Source organism: Tolypothrix campylonemoides VB511288_2, assembly GCF_045999855.1.
Classification (GTDB): Bacteria; Cyanobacteriota; Cyanobacteriia; order Cyanobacteriales; family Nostocaceae; genus Scytonema; species Scytonema bouteillei_A.
On record NZ_JBFPMW010000005.1, the window covers coordinates 199,015 to 219,067 of the forward strand.

Sequence of the window (20,053 nt, forward strand, 5' to 3'; positions counted from 1 at the left end):
AAAATTTACTCTCCAACAAGTGTTAATTCTACAATAAATTCTGCTCCACCTAATTCACCTTTTGGAATTGCTTGTACCATTCCTCCCAGATCGGTTACAGAATCTCTAACAATTGTCAATCCCAAACCTGTACCACCTTCTCTAGTTGTTTTACCAGGCAGCCAAATTTCGTCTAATTTTATGTTATGAATTCCCGAACCATTATCCAAAACTTTAATTTTTAAATGACTGCCTTCAATTTCAGTTCTAATAACTATTTTTCGTCCTTCTATACGTCCACCCGTAACGTTAAAAGCATTTATAGCGTTTGTTAAAAGATTTGTAATAATTGCTTCTAACAAAGCAGTGCTTCCATAAATACAAGGATTTGTATTAATTGTCTCTTTGATAATTTCAATTTTGCCTTCATCAAAAAAAGGTTCAAAAAGTGCAATCATATCGTCAATTACATTGTGAATATAGACAACACCTGCACGGCGTTTTTCTCGTTTCAACAGATGCAGTGGAAAATTAGAAAAGCGTAGTAATGATTGACTTACTTTATAAAGAATCTCAACCGGATCTCCTAAGTAAGTTTGATATTTTTCTCCCAAAATTTCTTTACCCTTTTTTTCTATTCTCTTAGCTATTTTTTCAATTAAAGTCACTGGTTTGCCAGATTCATGAGCGAAAACTGCTGCAGTTGTTCCTGCTGTAGCAAGACTGCGATAAAGCTGAAGGTCTTCACGTAATATCTTGGTTTCACGTTCTGTTATAACTTCATATTGCTCAACAGCTTTTAGGACTATAGGGCGAGATTCTTGAGGAACTTTTGCTTCAATAACTTCTTCAATTTTTGCTTTAGCTTCTGTAATATCACGAGGAATTTGTTTCTTAACTCTTTCTCTTTGCGTTTCAGTAACTTTAAGTCTTTCTTTAGCCATCCACTCTAACACATCAATTGCGAAACGTTTTAACTCTAAAAAAGCTTCATTTTCAATGAAACCAAGCCGATCGGTTTTCTGAATTAACATATCGCTAGGGTCATTAACAATCACTCTACCAATAACCGTTTTTGTTGAAGGACGTACCTCTGGATTCCTCGCTCGTGAATAATTTAAGTTCAACCAATCATCATCTGGATCGCCATAAGGTTTTACCCGCAGCCCTTGATGGTATAGATGAACATTCCCTGCTTGAGCAAGCCATTCTCTAACTTGCTTGACAGAGACAGAAGTTTTTCTCGCTGAAAAACTTTGAGGATTTAGCAAGAATACCCACAATTCAAACTCTGTTGGAGGTGTTTTGTAAGGAGCTTCAGAAGTTTTTTGAGAAAGCTCGCTATGCAATGCACGAAAAATTACGTTTCCCTGCCAGTCTAACAGACTTGCTTCAGCAATCCCGTCTTCATTTATATAAGCTTTCAAATGATATTCAGCATCACTAAAGTAAGTATTATTAACTTGTTGTTCAATCTCAGAAAATTCTGGAGCAATAAGTTGAATACGGAAACCAGCCTGATTATCAAACGGCTCTGCTAACAATAAAAGCTCTCTAGCTAGTCTTTGGATGTCACGCTTAGTGAATATATTTTTAAGATTTCTAACTATAATGTCAGTCCCATACTTTTTATCTGTACTACTTTTTAGGACATCAAATGAAACATCTTCTACGACATCAGCTTCCTGAAAATCATTCCAATTAATCGTTAGAGAATATTCAACTCCTGGTTCATCTTTAGGTCTAGTTTTCAAAAGTACCTGAGAACCCATCTGTAGAGCCGCTAACCTACCTAATCCTTTATTACCTACAGGTAAGCGACCTAATTGAGTAACTTCACGGATAGCTTTTTTCGAGCGACCTAGCACCAGCCATCCCTCACTAATGGCATCTTTATCCATACCAAAACCGTTATCTGAAATAATAATCGAGCCACCTATAGCGCTAGTTTTGATAAGTTCTACTGTGCATTCAGTAGCATCAGCATCATAAGAGTTCTTAACCAATTCGATGATTCCTTGGTCTGGATTCGGAACGAGTTCTTCTCCCAGCCTTTGTAGAATTTTTGGTGAAAACTTAAAATGCATCATTGATTTAGCTATAAATATCAATAAATTGTACTAGATGAATTTAATTCGCTGTTATTTATTGATAAACTTTTGTCTTGTCTCAGACTAATTGTGAACAAGGATAAAGAGTTGATATATTGGAGTGACGCATAGAGATTATTAATTAAAATTTTAAATCTTCTGCTCAAGCCTAACAAACAAAACTCTATCTTTCAGCGATCGCTACGCCCACCTCAGATATCCTTTACCCATTTTAGGTAAAAGTAGCGATCTCTCGCTAGTCGAGTACTTCTTCCTCCTTCTCTGTGATGATGCCATCATAGATTAATTTCCAAATAGAAGAACTGGTTCAATCCCTTATTCTCTTGGACAACGTTAAACGCGAACTTTTCTAAGCATAAATGCTAGTGTAATTATTTTCGTTTATCCATAAGGATTTTTCGTAACATAACTTACGCAACTCAATGGTATTTTGGGAATTCCAGGCGTTGCAGATCCCCCAACCTAGTGTTAAGGATGTAAATTTAAGCTATGCCCAATTCCAACTGGCTAGACGCGCAACACAATCATCTGAAAGGCAATTCGATGTTGAAGAACAAAAACAGAAGTTAAAAAGAGGTACAGAAGAAATTTAAAAGCTTTCACTGTTAGAATGTTTGATGTCTTGAAGAATTTGAAAAAAATCTTGACGCAATGTTACAATTTCTCCTACCCATTTGTTTGAGAAACTAATTTCTTCTTCTTCCTTCTGACGAATATCTACAATTTTATTCTCAATCTCTCCATATAGATGTTCTTTTACCTGCTGAATTTGTTCTTCAACCTGAGTTTCAAGGTCTTTGGCTATTGCCTGAAACTGGCTAGTAATTTGGAGGCGTGCATCGGATAATTCTTGAGCTTTTTTGTCTTCTTCTATCTTTTCAAAAATGTTAACACCAACTAAAACAGCCCCTATTACAGGTCCGGCTATCTTAACTGTATTACCTATATTTTTAGCATAGTACTTAAGATTTGAAGGTTAAAAACTCCAGCATGAAATGGCTTCATGTTACTGTCAGGTCTGATAAATAAGTCACCATTAGAGTTAAAGTAATCAAGAATTTCTTCTCTCCTTCGGATCAACTCTCCTAGGGAGAGCATGAAATACTTGTTGTTGAGTAAATATTGACCAAAGTAAGTGTAGTAAGTAGAACAACGAAGATTTTTTTCGTCCATGTAAGCTCCGGGAATCCAAGAAGTCTTTAAGATATCTCGACCTAAATTGAGTGTTCCTCTAAATAAAATACAATCATTTTCGGTAAAGTATTTATAAGCTTCTTTAGGATGAAATTGAAGATATTTTGTTTCTTTGTAGGTGTATCCTTGTCTTATCAATTCCTCTAAAAATTGTTCTTCAAAATCAAAGATATTTCGTTCAATTAACCAATTCACTTTTGTCATATTGTCTTTGCTATCAATTCTATTAATGGGTGCAGGAATTCACGCAAGATTAGAAGCGATCGTACAACAATCGCGTAACTCTTGACTGGTAACCAATAACCAATGCTGCATTTTAAGTGGAAATACAAGTGAAAATCAGCATAAAAAGTGATAATTAATACTTAAAACGGAATATCATTTGCCTGCAATCACTTTATTATGCATCAAGATCGCGACTCTCTGGAAAAATCTGTTCTTCAACAAGAAGCAGTCAGTGAAAACACATCGGCTGCACGATTGCTGGAATTAGCCAAGTTGAATACCGAACTAGCGCGGTTAGTAGCAAAGAATCCAAATACCGACTCCCAACTTTTGTTGGAATTAGGGTCAAGTTCTGATAAAAAAACCCTTCAATGCGTTGCTAGCAATCCCAACACGCCCACTCAAGTTTTGTGGAAATTAGGAGAGGAATTTCCTGAAGAAGTTTTGAGTAATCCAGTGTTTTCGTTGCTCATGCTGGAAAATCCGAACTTACTAAAAGAGATACCAACAGAAACTTTATGCAGTCTGCTCAAGGCAAAGGCAATACCAGAAGAGTATTTAGTTACATTCGTAGATAATTCAAATTATTCCGATTGGGAAGCATTGTTGGCTGTGGTTGCGAATGCCAAAACACCCAAAAGTGTTTTGGAAAAACTGATTGAAAAATATAAAGCTGACGAAGAAAACGCTGTTAATGGAAGCTATCTTTCTAGTGTAGCTGAAGCGGCTTTGCTTCATGTTAATTGGGCAGGTGAGATGAGCGAGGGATGGGAGGAAGCAGCTTTAACAGCAATGCAAACTTCTTCCTTGAGCGATGGAACCGAGGAAGAGGCAGTGTTATGGAAAATAGGAGCAATCCCGGAGTATTTACTTTCTGCTTTGCATCCAGACACTTGGCTGATTTTAGTTGGTGATTCCGATACTCCCGAACACATTTTGCTTGAGATAGCAAAAAATTCTGAGCTTGGTACTCCCGAAGACATTTTGCATCGGATAGCAAAAAATTCTGACCTTGGGGATAAAAATTATTTGAGAAACGAAGATCTGATTTCTTTAGCTGAAAATCCCAATACTCCTATCAGTGTACTGGAAGAACTGGTAGGACATCATGAATCTCTTGTTCGAGAAGCAGTTGCTTGTAACCCTAAAATACCTTTGGCACTCCTGCAAGAGTTTCAACTGCAACAAGCAGCAATTAAAAATCCTTTGACTTCAGCAGATACTCTCGAAAAACTTGCTACAAGTCAGTGGATGCAAATTCGCAAAGGGGTTGCCATTCATCCCAATACACCAAAAAACATATTACAAGAACTCGCACTGAAGAAAGATTGGCAAACCCGTCTTGACTTACCCAAGTTAACCATACCCAATTGGAACGAGCAAAATAGCCATCAGACAATTTTAAAGAATTTATCCCTTGCTCAAGATATGTCTGCTCGTGTTTTGGACAAACTAGCGTTGGATACTAACACTGGTGTTCGAGAATCTGTAGCGCGTCATCCCGATACCCCAGTTAAAGCTCTTTCCAAGCTAGCAAAAGATCCGTGCTGGAATGTCCGTCTAACTGTAGCATCCAACCCGAATACACCGCTCTCTACCTTAGAGATTTTAGCAAAAGACACGAGCGGACAAGTAAAAGATGCCGTGCTTCTTAGAGTTAAACAAACATCCGAGCATTCGGAGCTTCTTAGTAAGATTTTACAAAACTTGGCAAACACAAAAGATGACAGAGTTCTCTTCATAATAGCCCGTCACCCAAGTACACCTGCTCCTGTTTTAGAAGATCTTGCAAAGGGCGTACATCGGCAATGGTTAGCACAGCATCCCAATACTCCTGCTGCAATATTACTACAACTCGTTAACGATCGCGATCCGGCAGTTCAGAAAGAAGCCCTAGCTCATCTCTACCAGCGTATTATTCAAGACTCCGATCTTCCCAGCAGCATTCTGGAACAATCAGCCACACTTGATAATAGTGCTATAAAAGTAGCGCTTGCCCGACATCCCAACACTCCTGTAAATGTTCTCAAGCAACTGGCAAAACACCCTAAGTCTCAACTTCGCGCACTAGTTGCAAAACACCCTAACACTCCTGTCAATCTTTTGGAAAAATTGCTAGAAGATACGGAAAAAGATACAAGACTTGCAGCTATAGCGGGCTACCAGCAAAACTTTTCTCAAAATAGTAATAAGCCAGGGAATATTTTACAGCAGTGGCAAACCGTGCAGAACCCAGAAACACCATCAGACATCCTTACCAATCTAGCCACAAGCCGATGGTTACTTATCCGCGAAAACCTCGCCCTTCACCCTAACGCTTCTACACCCCTTTTACAGCAGTTAGCAAAAGATAGATCGAGTATTGTTCGTGCTGGTGTTGCTCAAAACCCGAACACGCCTATCGAGTTGATACAGCAGCTAGCCAAAGACAAAACTCAAGAAGTTTTGCGTGCTGTTGCACAGAACCCCCAAACTCCCGATAGCATTATCGAACAACTAGCCCGTAAAAAGAAATGGAACGAGGTACATCAAGCAGCCGTTAAAACTCTCATTCAACGAGGTTCCAAAAGTGTAGGGAAATTTTTACAAGGTTATGCCCAATCTTCCAAATCTTTCTCTTTTACTCGCTTGATTGTTTTCCTGAACCCACTCGCTCCTAGCTCGTTTTTAGCAAAGAACTTTCGCTCTTCTTGCTGGCTCGAACGGTATGCGATCGCTCAAAATCCTAACACGCCTCCCCGCATCCGCCAGTATCTTACTGAAGATAGTAACCGCGTTGTTCGCGCTGCTGCTAAAGCGTTTTTATTATCTTAAAGTTACATTTTAGCTGCAATGCAATTAACTCCTGAAGAAGAAGCATCAGACCAAAATACTCCAGCAGAACGCTTGCGCGAATTAGCAGCAAAAGGCAATACAACTATTCGCTCGGCTGTAGCCCAGAATCCCAATACACCGCCAGATTTACTGTTGCAATTATTCTACTTTCTACCAGTAGAGGTTTTAAATAATCCTGCCATACCACTGTTATTGCTTGAAAATCCTAACTTTTTAACAGAACTTTATCAATCAAATAACTTAGTTTTTCTAAATCATGAGCTACCGCTCTTTTTTCTTGAATGGGCAATTCATCAACCAGATGAAAGCATCAAAATTGCTTTAGCTAAAAGTTTTTTTGTTGCAGCTAATACTCAAACTTCTGAAAGCACTTTACAGAAGTTAGCACGAGATATAATGGATAACGTTCGATTGATAACCGCTCAAAACAAAAATACTCCCACTGATGCTTTAGAGACATTAGCGAAAGATAGAAATGAAAAAGTGCGTTTTGCTGTAGCAAATAATTCCTCTACTCCCATTGCTACTCTTAAGAACTTAGCCAATGATAATAATCCTTCTGTTAGTGCTGCGGCTAAAAACAGTTTGATTAAAGAATATTTATAGAAAATTTAGAATTTTCAACTCTTGTCTTGTAAGTTTTGGTGATAAGTCAGTTGCCAAAGATAACCATTGCTAGTTTGGGGAGCATCCCAATTTGGCACATTGCCCTCCGAATAGAATTCTGGGGCTATACAATTTAAGTCCCTTCGGGTATCTCCTTACGGAGACGCTTCGCATCGCGAAGCTATGCCCGCAATACGCCAGTTGCCAGGGTGGGGGAAACCAGCACTGGTCTCACCGCCTGCGCGGACTTCATACTAAGTCCACGTAGGTGGACTTGGTTTGTATAGCTGCGATTTCAATCGCTTGGTGTTTTTTCTAAAATTGGAATATTCCCGCTAGTTTGTAGTTGCGATGTACGCGCTAAAGCCCTACTACAAACGGAATAAAAAGATTTTCCCCAATTGTCACACAGTCGTGTTTTTTCTTGTCAACCTATCAACAATTCGATTTAATGTTGGGTTTCGTTCCTCAACCCAACCTACTTTATAAATCATCTCTAAGCATTAATTACAATCTTAAGATCGTCGCACGTTTAAGCAACACCATTCTTTGCGCTTCCAAAGAGTAGCTACAACCCAACCGTGTTTCTCTAAAGCATCAGCAACAGCTTTAGATTGCTCGAGTAAAATTCCACTGAAAATTCCCCAAGTACTGGGTTTGACGATCGCACTAAACTCTGGTGCCAAACTAATAATAACGTCTGCCAAAATATTGCAAACGATACCATCCACAGGCTGCGGAACTAGTTTTGTTAAAACGTCTACACTTCCTTCCGCTACGATTAAACTTTCTGGGTTGACACCATTCATGGCACGATTTTCTATAGTCGATCTGACTGCTAAAGGATCGGTATCCACTGCGTAGGCTTTCTTTGCTCCCAGTAATAGCGCTCCTATAGAAAGGATACCAGAACCACAACCCACATCCGCAATTACCACATCTTCGTTTGCCCGCTCTTGACTTGTAAAAGATTCAGGTACGCTGCTCAGTCGCATTTCTAAAGATTCCAAACACAACTGAGTTGTAGCATGATTTCCCGTACCAAATGCTACACCGGGATCTAAAAGAATAATCAAACGTTCGGAATTTTCCGGTACTGGCAACCATGCAGGATTGATTAAAATGCGATCGCCAATTTCCTGTGGTTGCCAATATTGCTTCCAACTACTTGCCCAATCCTGCTCATCAATTAACTCCCACCGCACCACAGGTATGGGAAGTTCCATACACAGAGCATCTTGTCGCAACCACAGTGACAGCGCTGCCAAATCCAAAAGATGCGCTTGAAACTGCGGCAAATAACTGCGTACTAAAAAACTGCTCCCTTTCTTTTCACTAGCCGTTCCACGACAGCCAAAATTTTCCAAACGCCAAAAGATAGACTCTTCTAGCGCAGGTTCGCATTGAATTTGTACTTCCCACCAAGTGTTTGCCATATTTAAAGTATCAAGTGTAAAGGATAAAGGATAAAAAACATTCCCTTCATCCTTCATCCTTTATCCTTTTTAAAGTGTTACCGTATACGCATCCCGAATTCCTGGGACTTTGGTAATTTCAGACAAAATCCCATCGGGTAGGGGGTCATCAAGGCTGAGAACCATGACAGCATCACCGCGAACGATTTTGCGACCTACTTGCATACTGGCAATATTGACATTAAAACTGCCCAATAGGGAACCCAGTTTGCCAATAATCCCTGGCATATCTCGGTGCAGGGTAAACAACATATGCTGACTGGGGGGGACGTTAATTGGGAAACCATCCAAGTTGGTCAGTCTGATTTCTCCATCACCTAACAAAGCACCAGTCACAGCATGAGTACCCAGAGAACCAGTCGCTTCTAAATGCAAAGAGCCGGCATAATCTTGTACTGCCGCATCTCGCGTTTCAATCACGCGGATTCCCCGCTCTTTTGCCTCAATACTGGCATTTACGTAATTTACCCGTTCCCGCAGTGCTTTGTAAAGCAATCCTTTTAAGGATGCCACAACTAGGGGCTGACTCCTGTTTGTTGCAAGTTCTCCTTGGAGTCGGATATTGAGCAATTCCACCCGTCCGCCTGCTAACTGTCCCACCAGGTTGCCCAGGGTTTCTGCTAGCTGCATGTAGGGTTTGAGTTCTTCTATGACATCGGGATTGAGTCCGGGGATATTGACTGCCGAACGTGCGGGTAACCCTAACAATACATCTCGAATTTGTTCGGCAACGTCTATCGCCACATTCACTTGTGCTTCTGTTGTAGAAGCTCCCAAATGTGGGGTGAGAACAACTTCTTTACCCAATGCCTTTAAGGATGATTCCCCTATGGGTTCTTTCTCAAAAACATCCAATGCAGCACCAGAAATTTTCCCCTCTTTAATGGCAACCGCTAAAGCCTCTTCATCAATGATGCCGCCACGAGCGCAGTTAATAATACGGGCGCTGGGTTTCATCTTTGACAATCTTTCAGTGTTGATTAAATGCGTAGTTTCTGGTGTTTTCGGGATGTGCAGGGTGATGTAATCTGCTTGCTGCAATAACAAATCTAGCTCTACCAATTGACACCCGATTTGTTCTGCCCTTTCTGTAGAGATGAAGGGGTCATAAGCTAGCAGTTTCATTCCCATTGCTTTGGCAACAGCCGCAACATGGGAGCCAATTTTGCCCAAGCCTACAATACCTAAAGTTTTCTTGTAAACTTCAGCACCAACAAAAGTTTTGCGATCCCACTCCCCGCTTTTTACCGATGCATTGGCATCGGGAATGTGGCGTGACAAGGACAACATCATTGCCAGTGCGTGTTCCGCAGCAGCAATTGTATTTCCCTCAGGGGAATTGACAACCACAATTCCTTTGCGCGTAGCTGCAGGGACATCAACATTATCAACACCAACGCCAGCGCGACCAATAATTTTTAACTGGGTGCCGGCTTCAATAATTTCTTGGGTGACACGGGTTCCAGAGCGAATCATAAGTGCATCATACTCACCAATGATTTCTATGAGTTCCTCTGGTTTTAACCCTGTTTTAACATCTACTGTGGCAACTTGGGATAAGATATCAACCCCAACTTGATCGATTGGATCGGAGACAAGAACCTTAGACATGATTGCTTATTGTAAAGCTATAGGTATTCCTTGAAGACGGACTTTCAGTTTAGACTGAAATGCTAGTACTTTTGCAGGAATGATTGCTGTAAAATGCAGGAGCTAATGCGATGCATAACCTCAAGCATGATAGTACTAGAAGGTCAATTATCCTCATAACCATGCAGCACGGCTTCCTGCATTGACACATGACTGACTTTTTCGCCACTCACTCGGTACTATAAACCATCAATAGTGCGAAAACCTATATCCAAAACCTATAAATTTATGAAAATTTCTTAGAGCTAAACTTTTGAGCATTGACAAATGACCAACAATGACATTCGTAATATTTTTAACCGTATTGCTCCCGTTTACGATCGCCTCAATGACTGGTTGAGTTTGGGACAGCATCGCATTTGGAAAGATATGACGGTGAAATGGAGCGGCGCTAAACCGGGCGATACAAGTCTCGATCTGTGCTGTGGAAGCGGAGATTTATCTTTTGTGCTAGCAAGGCGAACGGGAAGCACGGGGCGGGTTTTTGGAGTGGACTTTTCTCCAGAGTTACTAGAAGTGGCAAAATCTCGGGCTCAAAGTCAGTCTCCTCGCTCTCCCATCACTTGGGTAGAAGCTGATGTTTTAAATTTACCATTTGACGATAACTGCTTTGACGCCGCAACAATGGGTTATGGTTTAAGAAATGTAACAAATATTCCACAGAGCTTAAAAGAATTACATCGCGTCCTGAAAAAAGGTTCTAGAGCGGCAATTTTGGACTTTCACCGTCCCAACAATCCTCAAATGCGTGCTTTTCAGCAATGGTATTTGGACAATCTCGTGGTTCCCATAGCGAGCTATATGGGTGTCAAGGACGAATACGCTTATATTAGTCCCAGCCTTGACCGATTTCCCACAGGATCGGAACAAGTAGAGATTGGTCGTCAAGTTGGTTTTACCACTGTCACACACTACTCTCTTATGAACGGTATGATGGGAGTGCTAGTGCTTATGAAAAGTTAGTGATTGGTGGTTAGTAGTTAGTGGTTAGTGGTTGTTAGCTAGTCACTACTAACTGCTAACTGCTAACTGAGAATTAATAACCTAATGGATTGGTCTCATCTTTGGCTTTATGTTTCTCCCCCTGTAGCAGGTGGAATTATTGGCTATTTTACTAACGACATAGCCATCAAAATGCTGTTTCGTCCCTACCGCGCAATCTATATCGGTGGGCGAAGAGTTCCATTTACCCCAGGACTAATTCCCCGCAACCAAGAACGGCTTGCTAAGAATATTTCCAACACGATCATGGGGTCGCTGCTGACTCCAGAGGAATTGCAAAATCTGGCGCGACGATTGTTGCAGCCCGAACGCGTACAAGGAGGAATTCTTTGGTTGCTGCGTTTGGCACTCGACCAGATTAAATCCGATCGCGAGCAGAAAACAGCTAAGATTTTGTCCGGAATATTGCGGGATTTATTAGGGGAGTCTTTACCGCGCCTGCTTAAGGTACTAGCAAGGCGAGAAGATTTTTTGGAAGCCCAGATTAATCAAATTTTTGACCTGATATTACTGGAATTTCAATTAACTGACGAACAAGCAACTCGTCTGGCTGATTGGCTGCTACAAGTGGTTATTCCTCCAGATGTCTTGCGACAAGCGGTAATTGATTTTTTGACAGATCGTACTATCCAAGCCATTGATGAAAGCTTTCGGGAAAAGACCAGCGGTACCTATTGGGTAGTCGCAAATCTATTTGGCTTGAGGAATACTCTCAGCCGCTTGCGGACTTACTGCTTGGATGAAAAAGATGCTACCAATGCTCGCTTGCAGGAGTTGATTAGAGAACTACAGGTGCGCGATCGCCTTAAGAAATTTTTACAAGACTTATCGTTACAAAACTTACCAGTTGGTACGGTACGCCAATTGCGAAAAACGACACGCGATAGTGTCCGCCAGTATTTACAAACAAAGGGGAGTGATTTACTCCAAGGATTAAGTGGCTCCGTGGACTGGGAGCATATAGCTATGTTGCTCGTTAACCGCCTTGGCACTTCTCCTGTTGTGAACGCTTCCTTAGAAGTTGTCAGTAAGGAACTCGCTCTGATTTTAGAGAGGTATTTGGAACGCGATTTAGAAGCTATAGTGGCTCAAACAATCCCTATTTTGTCAATCGATCAAGTGATCGTTGACCGAGTCAAATCGACTTCTCCTGCTGATTTAGAAGCAGCAATTGAAGGAATTGTCAAAAATGAATTGCAAGCAATTGTTAATTTAGGCGGTATTTTAGGCTTTGTTGTAGGTTTATTTCAAACAGTACTTTTACTGTTTAGTCAATCTGTCTAAATTTGACAATTGTTAAATTTCTGAAATTAGAGTTAATTCTAGTTCCCAGGGAAAGCCTGGGAACGCATGCACCGAGGTTCAACACCGTCTTAAGATTAATCTAATTGTGCTCTTAAAGACTGTACCTGTTCGAGAGATAACCCCGTAAACTTGACCACATCTTCAGGTGTGATGCCATTTTTCAGTAAATTAACAGCTACTTTCCGAATCCCCTCTTCGCGACCTTCTTCGCGACCTTCTTCGCGACCTTCTTCGCGACCTTCTTCGCGACCTTCTTCGCGACCTTTAGTTTTAGCTTCATCCCAGATATCTTGATAAATAACCGATTCTTTCATAATGTCCTTTTTCAAAACTCTTTTAATCAAGTCCTTATTTAATACTAAACCGGCTAAGATTGCTGTTGCCGCAGCTACGTTGCTTTGTTGGCGTCGATCGTTAATACCATCTATTTCTTGTGCTACCTCCCTCAGCGTTCGTTCGCGATCGTCAGCTTTACACAACACGGTCAATGGCAATAAACCTACATACGGTGACAATACCTCTTTTGGTTGTTCCCAAAGGCGAATCACATTAAATTCATGGCGAGTACCAGGAATAGAAAACGTATTTTTATAAACCTCTTCTGAATCCGTCTGTTTTAAGTAAATTACCACTTGATGCATTCCCTTTTGAGGAAAGCGACGATAGACTCGCACTCGATAGTCTATCATGCGAAATGGTATCTCTATATCGGGTTTAGTCTGGAACTCTAAATGAAGTACAACCTCTGGTGACTCCAATAGAATCAGTGCATCGGCACGAATTGGTTCAAGAGATAGTTCGCTTGGACTTAACTCGGTTAAAGGGACTGGTTCTCCAATTAACCAAGAGGCAAAGTCAGTTGAGAAATTTTCCGCTAGAAATTTGCAAACGTTATCAAACATTTCAACATGTTACCACCTTAAATGCCGAGCACTACTTCTTTATAAATCTTTTGTCAAAGTAAATTTCTTGGCATTAAGGTTTGACATTTTTTTCAATCCACTTATCCACATTTTGAGGTTGATAATTTGCCAATAAATCCAGTAATTTTTCTGGATCTGATGCTTCCAAAACTAGAGAACGGTGGACAGATCTTAACAATTCTTCTGTGACTGCTTTATCAAAAAATGCTAGCAAAGAATCGTAATAACCATTTATATTGAGTACGCCACAAGGCTTTTTGTGCAATCCCAATTGCGCCCACGTTAAGATTTCACTAAACTCTTCGAGAGTTCCCATCCCTCCAGGAAGTGCCACAAAAGCATCGGCAATCTGCGACATCATGGTTTTACGTTCGTGCATGGAATTGACAATATGGAGCTGTGTAATTCCATCATGAGCAATTTCTTTGGCGACCATAAAGTCTGGAATAACACCGATGACTTCTCCTCCTGCTGCAAGAGTGGCATCAGCGATCGCACCCATTAGTCCTACTTTAGCACCTCCGTAAACTAAACTTAGCTGTCGCTTTGCTAACAATTCACCTAACTGTTGAGCAGCTTGTTTGTAAGCTGGTTGCGCTCCCATACTAGAAGCACAAAATACACAAATATATTTCACTATTTGCCTTACCTCTTCTACATCGAAAAAATCATATCACAAGGCACTCTGCTCCCTTCATTGCTCTAAAAGCATCAATTTTTATAGGGTAATTTAAAGCACCTCTCTTTGTAGGGGCTTGGGGTAAGGTTTGTTTTGACTTTATAGCACTCACTTCATATTAGCTCTTAGTATCTCTTACAAACCAAGCTGAGCTTTTATGAAAAACTTTTATTTCAATTTTTTTTAATTTAAAATACTCGTAATTTTACGCAAACAAATAATTTTTTATTCATGAAAACTTAACTTGCAGAACTCTCCAATTAGTTTATAAAAGAAATAAATGTGTAGCCTTCCTGAACGATTTATGAGAAGTTGAAATTGTTGTAGCTCCCCTACAATCTCCAATAAGTAACGGAGACGGCGTTAGCTGGGAAATAAATTTTCCTACAACTTATTTAAGATGGCTCTAGTTCTTTACTGTCACAAACTACCAAAACCTTACAACTTCACTTCCATGTTTAACCTCGTACTTGCTTCTGGTTACTATGTGTCTGGCTATATATGCTATAGTTTGGGTGACTATTTAACTGCTATAGACAGTTACAGTCAAGCGATTCAATTATATTCGCAAGATGCCACAGTTTATTTCAACCGGGGAATATCTCGGTTAATGACTGAGGATTATCAAGGTGCAGTAGAAGATTTTAACCAGGCTATTCAAATATCTCCGCAATACTTCCAAGCTTATGCTGAAAGAGGGTTTGCTCGTGCCATGATTGGCGAACATGAAAGTGCTCTTGAAGATTGCAATCGTTCAATTCACTTATATCCCAACTATACTCGAGCTTTGTATGGACGAGCCATAGCTCATTCTTATGATGGTAACTATCAAAAAGCAATTGAAGATTTTACTCAAATCGCTCGCTTAGAACCATCTATTTATGCTTACTACAATCTAGGTGTTCAGCAATATTTACTGGGCAATTATTCCCAAGCTATTAAGAATTTAACCCAAGGATTAGATTTAAATCCTAATTTGAGTACTGCTTACTATTTTAGAGGAAATGCTTGTTATGAATTAGGAGATGAGCAAGGCGCTTTTGATGAATTTCAGGAGGCAATACAACTTGAAGCTACAGGTGCAAATAATATTTTTTATGAAAAAGACGAGCATGGTTTTTATGGGCGAGGTTTAGCTCAACATCGCCTGGGAAATCGGGAAGAGGCTATTCAGAATCTACAAAAAGCGGCTGAAATTTCTATGCAGCATCAAAATATGACATTTCATCAAAAAGTAATGGACGCGAGCGCAGAAATCCAAGCATAACTAATTATTTTGACTTAGGATAAGCAATTCGCTTGTGATGAAATTGTTGCCAAACCTGTACGAAAATTTCCGCGATTTGAGACATTTCTTCTCGTGTTAATCCTGATGCTTCTAATTGTTTTTCCTGCCACTTAGCTCGGAGTATATTATTAAGCATGACTAAAGCTTGCTCTGGAGAAACTTCTTTGAGCGATCGCAAAGCGGCTTCGCAGGAATCTGCTAACATGACGATACCTGTTTCCCTTGATTGAGGGATGGGACCTTCATAACGAAAATCAGCGTCATCGACTGTTAAACTGGGGTCTGCTTGTGCCATTTGTTGCGCTTGGTGATAGAAATACGCAATTTGTGTTGTTCCCTGATGTTCTGGAATAAATGCTTGAATGAAGGAAGGTAAACTGTGTTTTCTTGCCATCACTAGACCTTCGCTAACGTGCTTTTTAATAATTTCTGCACTTTTCCAAGGGTCTTTAATTTCTGTATCGTGTTTGTTGGGTTCTCCCATTTGATTTTCAATAAATGCCTTAGGGTCGTGCATTTTCCCGATATCGTGATATAATGCACCCGCTCGCACAAGTTCAACATTACATTTCAAAGATTTAGCGGCTGCCTCAGCAAGGGTAGCAACTAAGAGCGTGTGTTGAAAAGTCCCTGGAGTTTCAGTAGCTAGTTTTTTTAACAAAGGACGGTTGGGGTTTGCTAATTCTGATAACCGGATTGAAGTTACCAGATCGAAGAGTTTTTCTAAATACGGGCTTAACCCCAATGCCACAATACTCCACGCTAAACTGGATAAGGCAAACAATACAGCATTTTGGATAACTGTATAATAAGGAAAAACACCCAATGCTGCACCCAGTAGCAGTCTGAGAACTAAATAAACACCGCCTTGAGTGAGTGCGATCGCAACACTTAAAAGCGCTAGTTCTTCACGGGAATGGAGTTTTTGCGCCATGCAACTGCCTAAAATCCCTGCGGCTGTCCCAGCTAAAAGAGTTGCTTTACTTACATCTAAACCAATGGGTAGCAATATTGACAGTAATCCTATGACTGCGATTGCCAAACTAGGTCCGTAAAAGCTACCCAATAACAAACCAACTGCGCTCCAAGTTGTATGTGGCGTACCTAGAGTCATCGTTAATGGCGTACTGAGTGTTAGCAGTAGTATGAGCAGGCGATCGCTTTGCCGTAATTTACACCGACTTCGCCGTTCTAAAAGAGCAAAAAAGCCAACTGCCCCAGTCACGATTATGCCAAGTTGTATCAATCCTTGCCAGTTAATTTCCCGACGAATTAGGCGATAGTGCTCTAAAACTTCAAAATCAAACGCAGTAATTTTTTCTCCCCTCTTAACAATCAACTCACCTTTTCGTACAGTCACCATCACGGGTTTGACACCCGCCACTGCTTTTGCTGCTGTCAGTTGCGTTCGTAGTTTATCAGTTTGAAGGTTGGGTTTCAGCACCGCTAACAAAACTTCGAGCGCTAAAGGTTCAGCTTCCTTGGGTACTAAACTCTGTACGTGTAGACTAACTGCATCTTTGATAATGTAAGGAGGAAGCCCAGGAGGTACACCTTGGGTGAGAATTCTTTGTGCTGTTTTCTGGATTCCCACTTGTGTCTTTGCCCAATCATCATCTGAGATATCGAGAAGTGACTTTGCATCATAAACTGTTTCGGGTTTAGCCCCTATCAGGTCTGAAAGTTTCGTATTGGCTTCGACATACCCCTGACGGACTTTGGTAATTTGAGCGATGAGAGAAGATAAGTTTTGCTCTGAAGTTGACAAATAGTAGGTTTCTAATTCCTGCACGGCTTGGGCAAAGTCAGGATTGCGGAACAAATTGTTGGCTTTTAAATCCTCTTTTCCCAGGTTAAAATTTTCTTGATTTGATAGCCCTTGCTTGTGCTTTTTATTGTTATTCACAGCTATGAGTAGGGCTTGCCATTCCCAATGAGAACACGAGCGCACGTAACGCTGGGTTGATACAGATAAAATAAAAGTATCAAAAAATGGAAAATTTCCCAGAGATGAGCGAATGCTGTTGCCTTCACTCAAAATTTGTTGTAGGTTTTGCTGAATATCTTCATTAATTTGTGGATTTACCATCAAGACGGGCACGGAGCTTGTACTGGCGGCTTTGCGCTGTTCTTCTGTTTTGTGCTTGTCTTCGATTCTGGCTTCTTCGGGTGCTTTAATGGTTTGTGGCGCAATAGCCCCAATTTGCAGCTGTGGTTGATTGTATAATTTTTGTCCTAAAACTCCTGTTAGGGATAGGACTGCAATTGTAAAAACAACAGGGGAACGTTTTCCGTTAAAACAACTTAGAACAACTGTATAAACCCCACGTTGTCGTTTAAGGGTTTTCTGAGTTGAACTCGCCGAGATCGAGGCTTGATGTTTGTCTGTCTCGCTGTTGTCTAATATGTAGGACTGATGGCGTAACTCTTTGTACTGTCGTCGCCATTCAATCAATTTTTGGGTCACGGACAAAAAAAATTGCTGCGTTTTCATTTCCTATGACCGCAGTTCCTTACGCTATTAGGTTAAAACAAGACCATCCAGAGCGGAAATACACTTTAAGCAGATTTGTCACAATGGCTCCCAGGGAATTACGATTTTGGTTTTTGGATTGGAGGTAGAGTACAGCCCTTTCTAGGATTACTTTCACCTAACTACCTGTGGCATTTTTTCACATTGGTACAGCTTTTTTATGATAGTATTAAAATATACTACTGTTTATAAAGATTTGTTTGCCTCTGTTGGGATGCACATCACAGCATAAGAATGACGGGAAGTAGAACTAGCGCAGCCGAATGACGCGAGGGGCTGCTATTGCTTGTGAGGACGACCAGAAGCTCGACCCTACTAAAGTCTTTTCTTCCCCAAACTCGTTTGAATCACGAGCAATATCATACACTCCTGACCATACCGCCATAAGTGTGTTTGTCAATCTTAACATATTATAAGAGCTAGCTATTTGCCACTTTTGCGCTAAATTTGAACGCTCGAGTGAGATTTGCCAAGTTGCGGGAATACCTGCTGTGCTGTTATACGCTCCTGATAAAGCACCCGTTAGTGTAGCGATTGTTTTTGAGTAACGACCCAACCTATCTGCTCGTAAAACGGAAAGACGAAAGTCTTCTGGGGTACTGAGAAAACAGTAAAGTGCCATAGCGATCGCGTTTCCTGGCTTTTCTTCTCTTGTTAACTCAGCTTGTGCGCTGTCTAACCCCGCTCCACTCTCTAATAAATTCTTAACTTTTAGTAATTGTTGTGGCAACCTTGTTGGTGTTTCCCCCAAAAAAGAAATTGTTTGGGGGATGAGGGTAGCTTGGGTCAGTTTCTCCGTTAGAGATTGAGCGATCGTGTAACTTACCGCTAGCATTCCATCTCTTATAATCGGATCGCTCTGCCAAAATTCCGCGATCGCTATCAAGTTTTGGCGCAACTTTATTAAATTTTCATGAAAAAACATTACCACTGGTAAAACGGCGGGAATCATTGACAAACTATCTTCTAAGTGTCTTCCCTGCTCTTGCGTCCGCGAGCAAGCGTTAATTTCAAGACGCGAAAACGCAATCAAACTTTCCGTGTAAGAAGTTGCTATTTGACTCCAATGCAAAACTTCTTTGGAGCCCTCTTGTCCGTTTTCACCAAAATCTTTATTCCTAAAAGCTGTATTTTCCCCAATTATTGCCCCTAGTAAAACTCCATGGCAGCGATTTAAAAGTGAATAACGCATAAAAAATTATGAATTGTGAATGATGAATTATGAATTATTTAGCATTCATAATTCATCATTCATAATTCTCTTAGGTGGTACACTAACGCTTGTAAACCCAACGTATAGCTTCGCGCACCAAATCCGCTAATTTGTCCAATAACCACTGGAGCTATATACGAGTGATGGCGAAACTCTTCCCTGCGGTAGATGTTACTTAAATGCACTTCTACTGTCGGTAAATTAACAGCAGCGATCGCATCTCGTAATGCCACACTTGTATGGGTGTACGCGCCAGCATTAATCAATATTCCATGATGTTGCCCCTGTGCTTCATGAATAGAGTCTACTAAAGCACCTTCATGGTTTGATTGTATTGGATAAATTTTTGCTTGCACTTTTGCGCCTTCATCTTCCAAAATCCGATTGATTTCGGCTAGTGTCAGCGAGCCATAAATTCCTGGCTCTCTGTGTCCGAGAAGATTAAGGTTGGGTCCGTGCAATACTAGAATACTCAGGGAGGTTGATGACAAGCCTTGCACCTTGTGTTACTCTTATCTACGGCGCGAGCGGTCTTCTACTGGAATTGGAATCAACTCCGGTTCTGGCTCAGCAGCCGGTCCTAGAAGAGCTTCTATCAACTTTTGTGCCAATTCCCTAAGTTTTTCTAGCAGGTTTTCTATATAGTCCATTGAACTGAACGCTCCTAAGCTACTCATTCAATATGTTTATTATTACACGGAGAAACTGGAGTATCTTTGCACTTTTGGCTGATAGATAGGTTTCTCCCATACCCTTCTAATTAGGTATGCGCCATCTTAGGATGTAACCTGTATTTTGTGTACGCGACGCCCCGAATTTTGGCTGTGTTGCTATTTTATCAGAAAAATTGGTTGGTGGTTAGTGGTGAGTCGAGTCCTGATAGCGTATAGCCCTTACGGGCATAGCTTCGCAACGCGTAGCGTGTGCCTTGCACATAGCGTGGCGCTAATGCGCCACAGGCGGGTTTCCCGCGACCACCGGGACTGGCGAACAGCCCTACGGGCATAGCCTGCGGCATCGCGTATAGCCCTTACG

At 40.9% G+C, this 20,053-nt stretch carries 15 protein-coding genes; 5 read left to right on the plus strand and 10 right to left on the minus strand.

The features are described from left to right. Nucleotides 1-5: 5 nt before the first annotated feature. Nucleotides 6-2,069, minus strand: a complete 2,064-nt coding sequence (locus AB0756_RS17355; RefSeq protein WP_202048631.1) for an ATP-binding protein — start codon at nucleotides 2,067-2,069, stop codon at nucleotides 6-8. A 963-nt stretch (nucleotides 2,070-3,032) separates the two neighbouring features. Beyond that, the gene (locus AB0756_RS17360) at nucleotides 3,033-3,488 is read right to left on the minus strand and encodes a hypothetical protein (RefSeq protein WP_038085566.1); all 456 of its coding nucleotides are present in this window, start codon (nucleotides 3,486-3,488) and stop codon (nucleotides 3,033-3,035) included. A gap of 198 nt (nucleotides 3,489-3,686) precedes the next feature. Between AB0756_RS17360 and AB0756_RS17365 the strand changes: the two genes are divergently transcribed. Beyond that, the gene (locus AB0756_RS17365; RefSeq protein ID WP_038085508.1) at nucleotides 3,687-6,323 is read left to right on the plus strand and encodes a hypothetical protein; all 2,637 of its coding nucleotides are present in this window, start codon (nucleotides 3,687-3,689) and stop codon (nucleotides 6,321-6,323) included. Nucleotides 6,324-6,341: 18 nt separating this feature from the next. Then, entirely contained in the window at nucleotides 6,342-6,950 is a 609-nt protein-coding gene (locus AB0756_RS17370; protein ID WP_038085506.1) for a variant leucine-rich repeat-containing protein, read from the plus strand. A gap of 515 nt (nucleotides 6,951-7,465) precedes the next feature. Here AB0756_RS17370 and prmA read toward each other — a convergent pair. Together prmA and serA are read right to left on the minus strand one after the other, a co-directional pair. Next, the gene (gene prmA / locus AB0756_RS17375; RefSeq protein ID WP_038085565.1) at nucleotides 7,466-8,386 is read right to left on the minus strand and encodes a 50S ribosomal protein L11 methyltransferase; all 921 of its coding nucleotides are present in this window, start codon (nucleotides 8,384-8,386) and stop codon (nucleotides 7,466-7,468) included. 69 nt (nucleotides 8,387-8,455) lie between these two features. After that, nucleotides 8,456-10,036, minus strand: coding sequence for a phosphoglycerate dehydrogenase (gene serA, locus AB0756_RS17380; protein WP_038085503.1), 1,581 nt, complete (start codon nucleotides 10,034-10,036; stop codon nucleotides 8,456-8,458). Between the two features lie 306 nt (nucleotides 10,037-10,342). Here serA and ubiE point away from each other — a divergent pair, with 306 nt between their 5' ends. Both ubiE and AB0756_RS17390 read left to right on the plus strand, forming a co-directional pair. Further along, nucleotides 10,343-11,038 (plus strand): bifunctional demethylmenaquinone methyltransferase/2-methoxy-6-polyprenyl-1,4-benzoquinol methylase UbiE, encoded by a 696-nt coding sequence (gene ubiE / locus AB0756_RS17385; RefSeq protein ID WP_038085501.1) that lies wholly within the window; start codon nucleotides 10,343-10,345, stop codon nucleotides 11,036-11,038. A gap of 84 nt (nucleotides 11,039-11,122) precedes the next feature. Beyond that, entirely contained in the window at nucleotides 11,123-12,361 is a 1,239-nt protein-coding gene (locus AB0756_RS17390) for a DUF445 domain-containing protein (protein ID WP_038085499.1), read from the plus strand. 95 nt (nucleotides 12,362-12,456) lie between these two features. Here AB0756_RS17390 and AB0756_RS17395 read toward each other — a convergent pair whose 3' ends face one another. Together AB0756_RS17395 and AB0756_RS17400 are read right to left on the minus strand one after the other, a co-directional pair. After that, nucleotides 12,457-13,284 carry an Rpn family recombination-promoting nuclease/putative transposase gene (locus AB0756_RS17395; protein WP_038085497.1) on the minus strand — a complete coding sequence of 276 codons (828 nt, stop codon included), beginning with the start codon at nucleotides 13,282-13,284 and terminating at the stop codon, nucleotides 12,457-12,459. 73 nt (nucleotides 13,285-13,357) lie between these two features. Continuing rightward, on the minus strand, nucleotides 13,358-13,942 hold the full coding sequence (locus tag AB0756_RS17400; RefSeq protein ID WP_038085495.1) for an LOG family protein: 585 nt from the start codon (nucleotides 13,940-13,942) through the stop codon (nucleotides 13,358-13,360). Between the two features lie 442 nt (nucleotides 13,943-14,384). Here AB0756_RS17400 and AB0756_RS17405 point away from each other — a divergent pair, with 442 nt between their 5' ends. Beyond that, nucleotides 14,385-15,251 carry a tetratricopeptide repeat protein gene (locus AB0756_RS17405; protein ID WP_237265901.1) on the plus strand — a complete coding sequence of 289 codons (867 nt, stop codon included), beginning with the start codon at nucleotides 14,385-14,387 and terminating at the stop codon, nucleotides 15,249-15,251. Between the two features lie 4 nt (nucleotides 15,252-15,255). On the opposite strand, the gene AB0756_RS17410 is transcribed toward AB0756_RS17405, so the two are convergent. The 4 genes from AB0756_RS17410 to AB0756_RS17425 all read right to left on the minus strand — a co-directional run bounded on the left by AB0756_RS17410 (nucleotide 15,256) and on the right by AB0756_RS17425 (nucleotide 19,668). Then, nucleotides 15,256-17,766 (minus strand): HD family phosphohydrolase, encoded by a 2,511-nt coding sequence (locus tag AB0756_RS17410; RefSeq protein WP_038085490.1) that lies wholly within the window; start codon nucleotides 17,764-17,766, stop codon nucleotides 15,256-15,258. Nucleotides 17,767-18,055: 289 nt separating this feature from the next. Next, nucleotides 18,056-18,997, minus strand: coding sequence for an ADP-ribosylglycohydrolase family protein (locus AB0756_RS17415; protein WP_050045959.1), 942 nt, complete (start codon nucleotides 18,995-18,997; stop codon nucleotides 18,056-18,058). A gap of 59 nt (nucleotides 18,998-19,056) precedes the next feature. Next, a complete protein-coding gene (aroQ, locus tag AB0756_RS17420; protein WP_050045958.1) occupies nucleotides 19,057-19,518 on the minus strand; it encodes a type II 3-dehydroquinate dehydratase in 462 nt (153 codons plus the stop codon). A gap of 12 nt (nucleotides 19,519-19,530) precedes the next feature. Further along, nucleotides 19,531-19,668, minus strand: a complete 138-nt coding sequence (locus AB0756_RS17425; protein WP_038088062.1) for a hypothetical protein — start codon at nucleotides 19,666-19,668, stop codon at nucleotides 19,531-19,533. Nucleotides 19,669-20,053: the final 385 nt, after the last annotated feature.

Excerpts from the sequence above, each read along its gene's own strand:
- AB0756_RS17355 (WP_202048631.1), bottom strand. The coding sequence starts at position 2,069 with ATGATGCATTTTAAGTTTTCACCAAAAATTCTACAAAGGCTGGGAGAA.
- AB0756_RS17360 (WP_038085566.1), bottom strand. The coding sequence starts at position 3,488 with ATGACAAAAGTGAATTGGTTAATTGAACGAAATATCTTTGATTTTGAA.
- AB0756_RS17365 (WP_038085508.1), top strand. The coding sequence starts at position 3,687 with ATGCATCAAGATCGCGACTCTCTGGAAAAATCTGTTCTTCAACAAGAA.
- AB0756_RS17370 (WP_038085506.1), top strand. The coding sequence starts at position 6,342 with ATGCAATTAACTCCTGAAGAAGAAGCATCAGACCAAAATACTCCAGCA.
- prmA (WP_038085565.1), bottom strand. The coding sequence starts at position 8,386 with ATGGCAAACACTTGGTGGGAAGTACAAATTCAATGCGAACCTGCGCTA.
- serA (WP_038085503.1), bottom strand. The coding sequence starts at position 10,036 with ATGTCTAAGGTTCTTGTCTCCGATCCAATCGATCAAGTTGGGGTTGAT.
- ubiE (WP_038085501.1), top strand. The coding sequence starts at position 10,343 with ATGACCAACAATGACATTCGTAATATTTTTAACCGTATTGCTCCCGTT.
- AB0756_RS17390 (WP_038085499.1), top strand. The coding sequence starts at position 11,123 with ATGGATTGGTCTCATCTTTGGCTTTATGTTTCTCCCCCTGTAGCAGGT.
- AB0756_RS17395 (WP_038085497.1), bottom strand. The coding sequence starts at position 13,284 with ATGTTTGATAACGTTTGCAAATTTCTAGCGGAAAATTTCTCAACTGAC.
- AB0756_RS17405 (WP_237265901.1), top strand. The coding sequence starts at position 14,385 with ATGGCTCTAGTTCTTTACTGTCACAAACTACCAAAACCTTACAACTTC.
- AB0756_RS17410 (WP_038085490.1), bottom strand. The coding sequence starts at position 17,766 with ATGAAAACGCAGCAATTTTTTTTGTCCGTGACCCAAAAATTGATTGAA.
- AB0756_RS17415 (WP_050045959.1), bottom strand. The coding sequence starts at position 18,997 with ATGCGTTATTCACTTTTAAATCGCTGCCATGGAGTTTTACTAGGGGCA.
- AB0756_RS17425 (WP_038088062.1), bottom strand. The coding sequence starts at position 19,668 with ATGGACTATATAGAAAACCTGCTAGAAAAACTTAGGGAATTGGCACAA.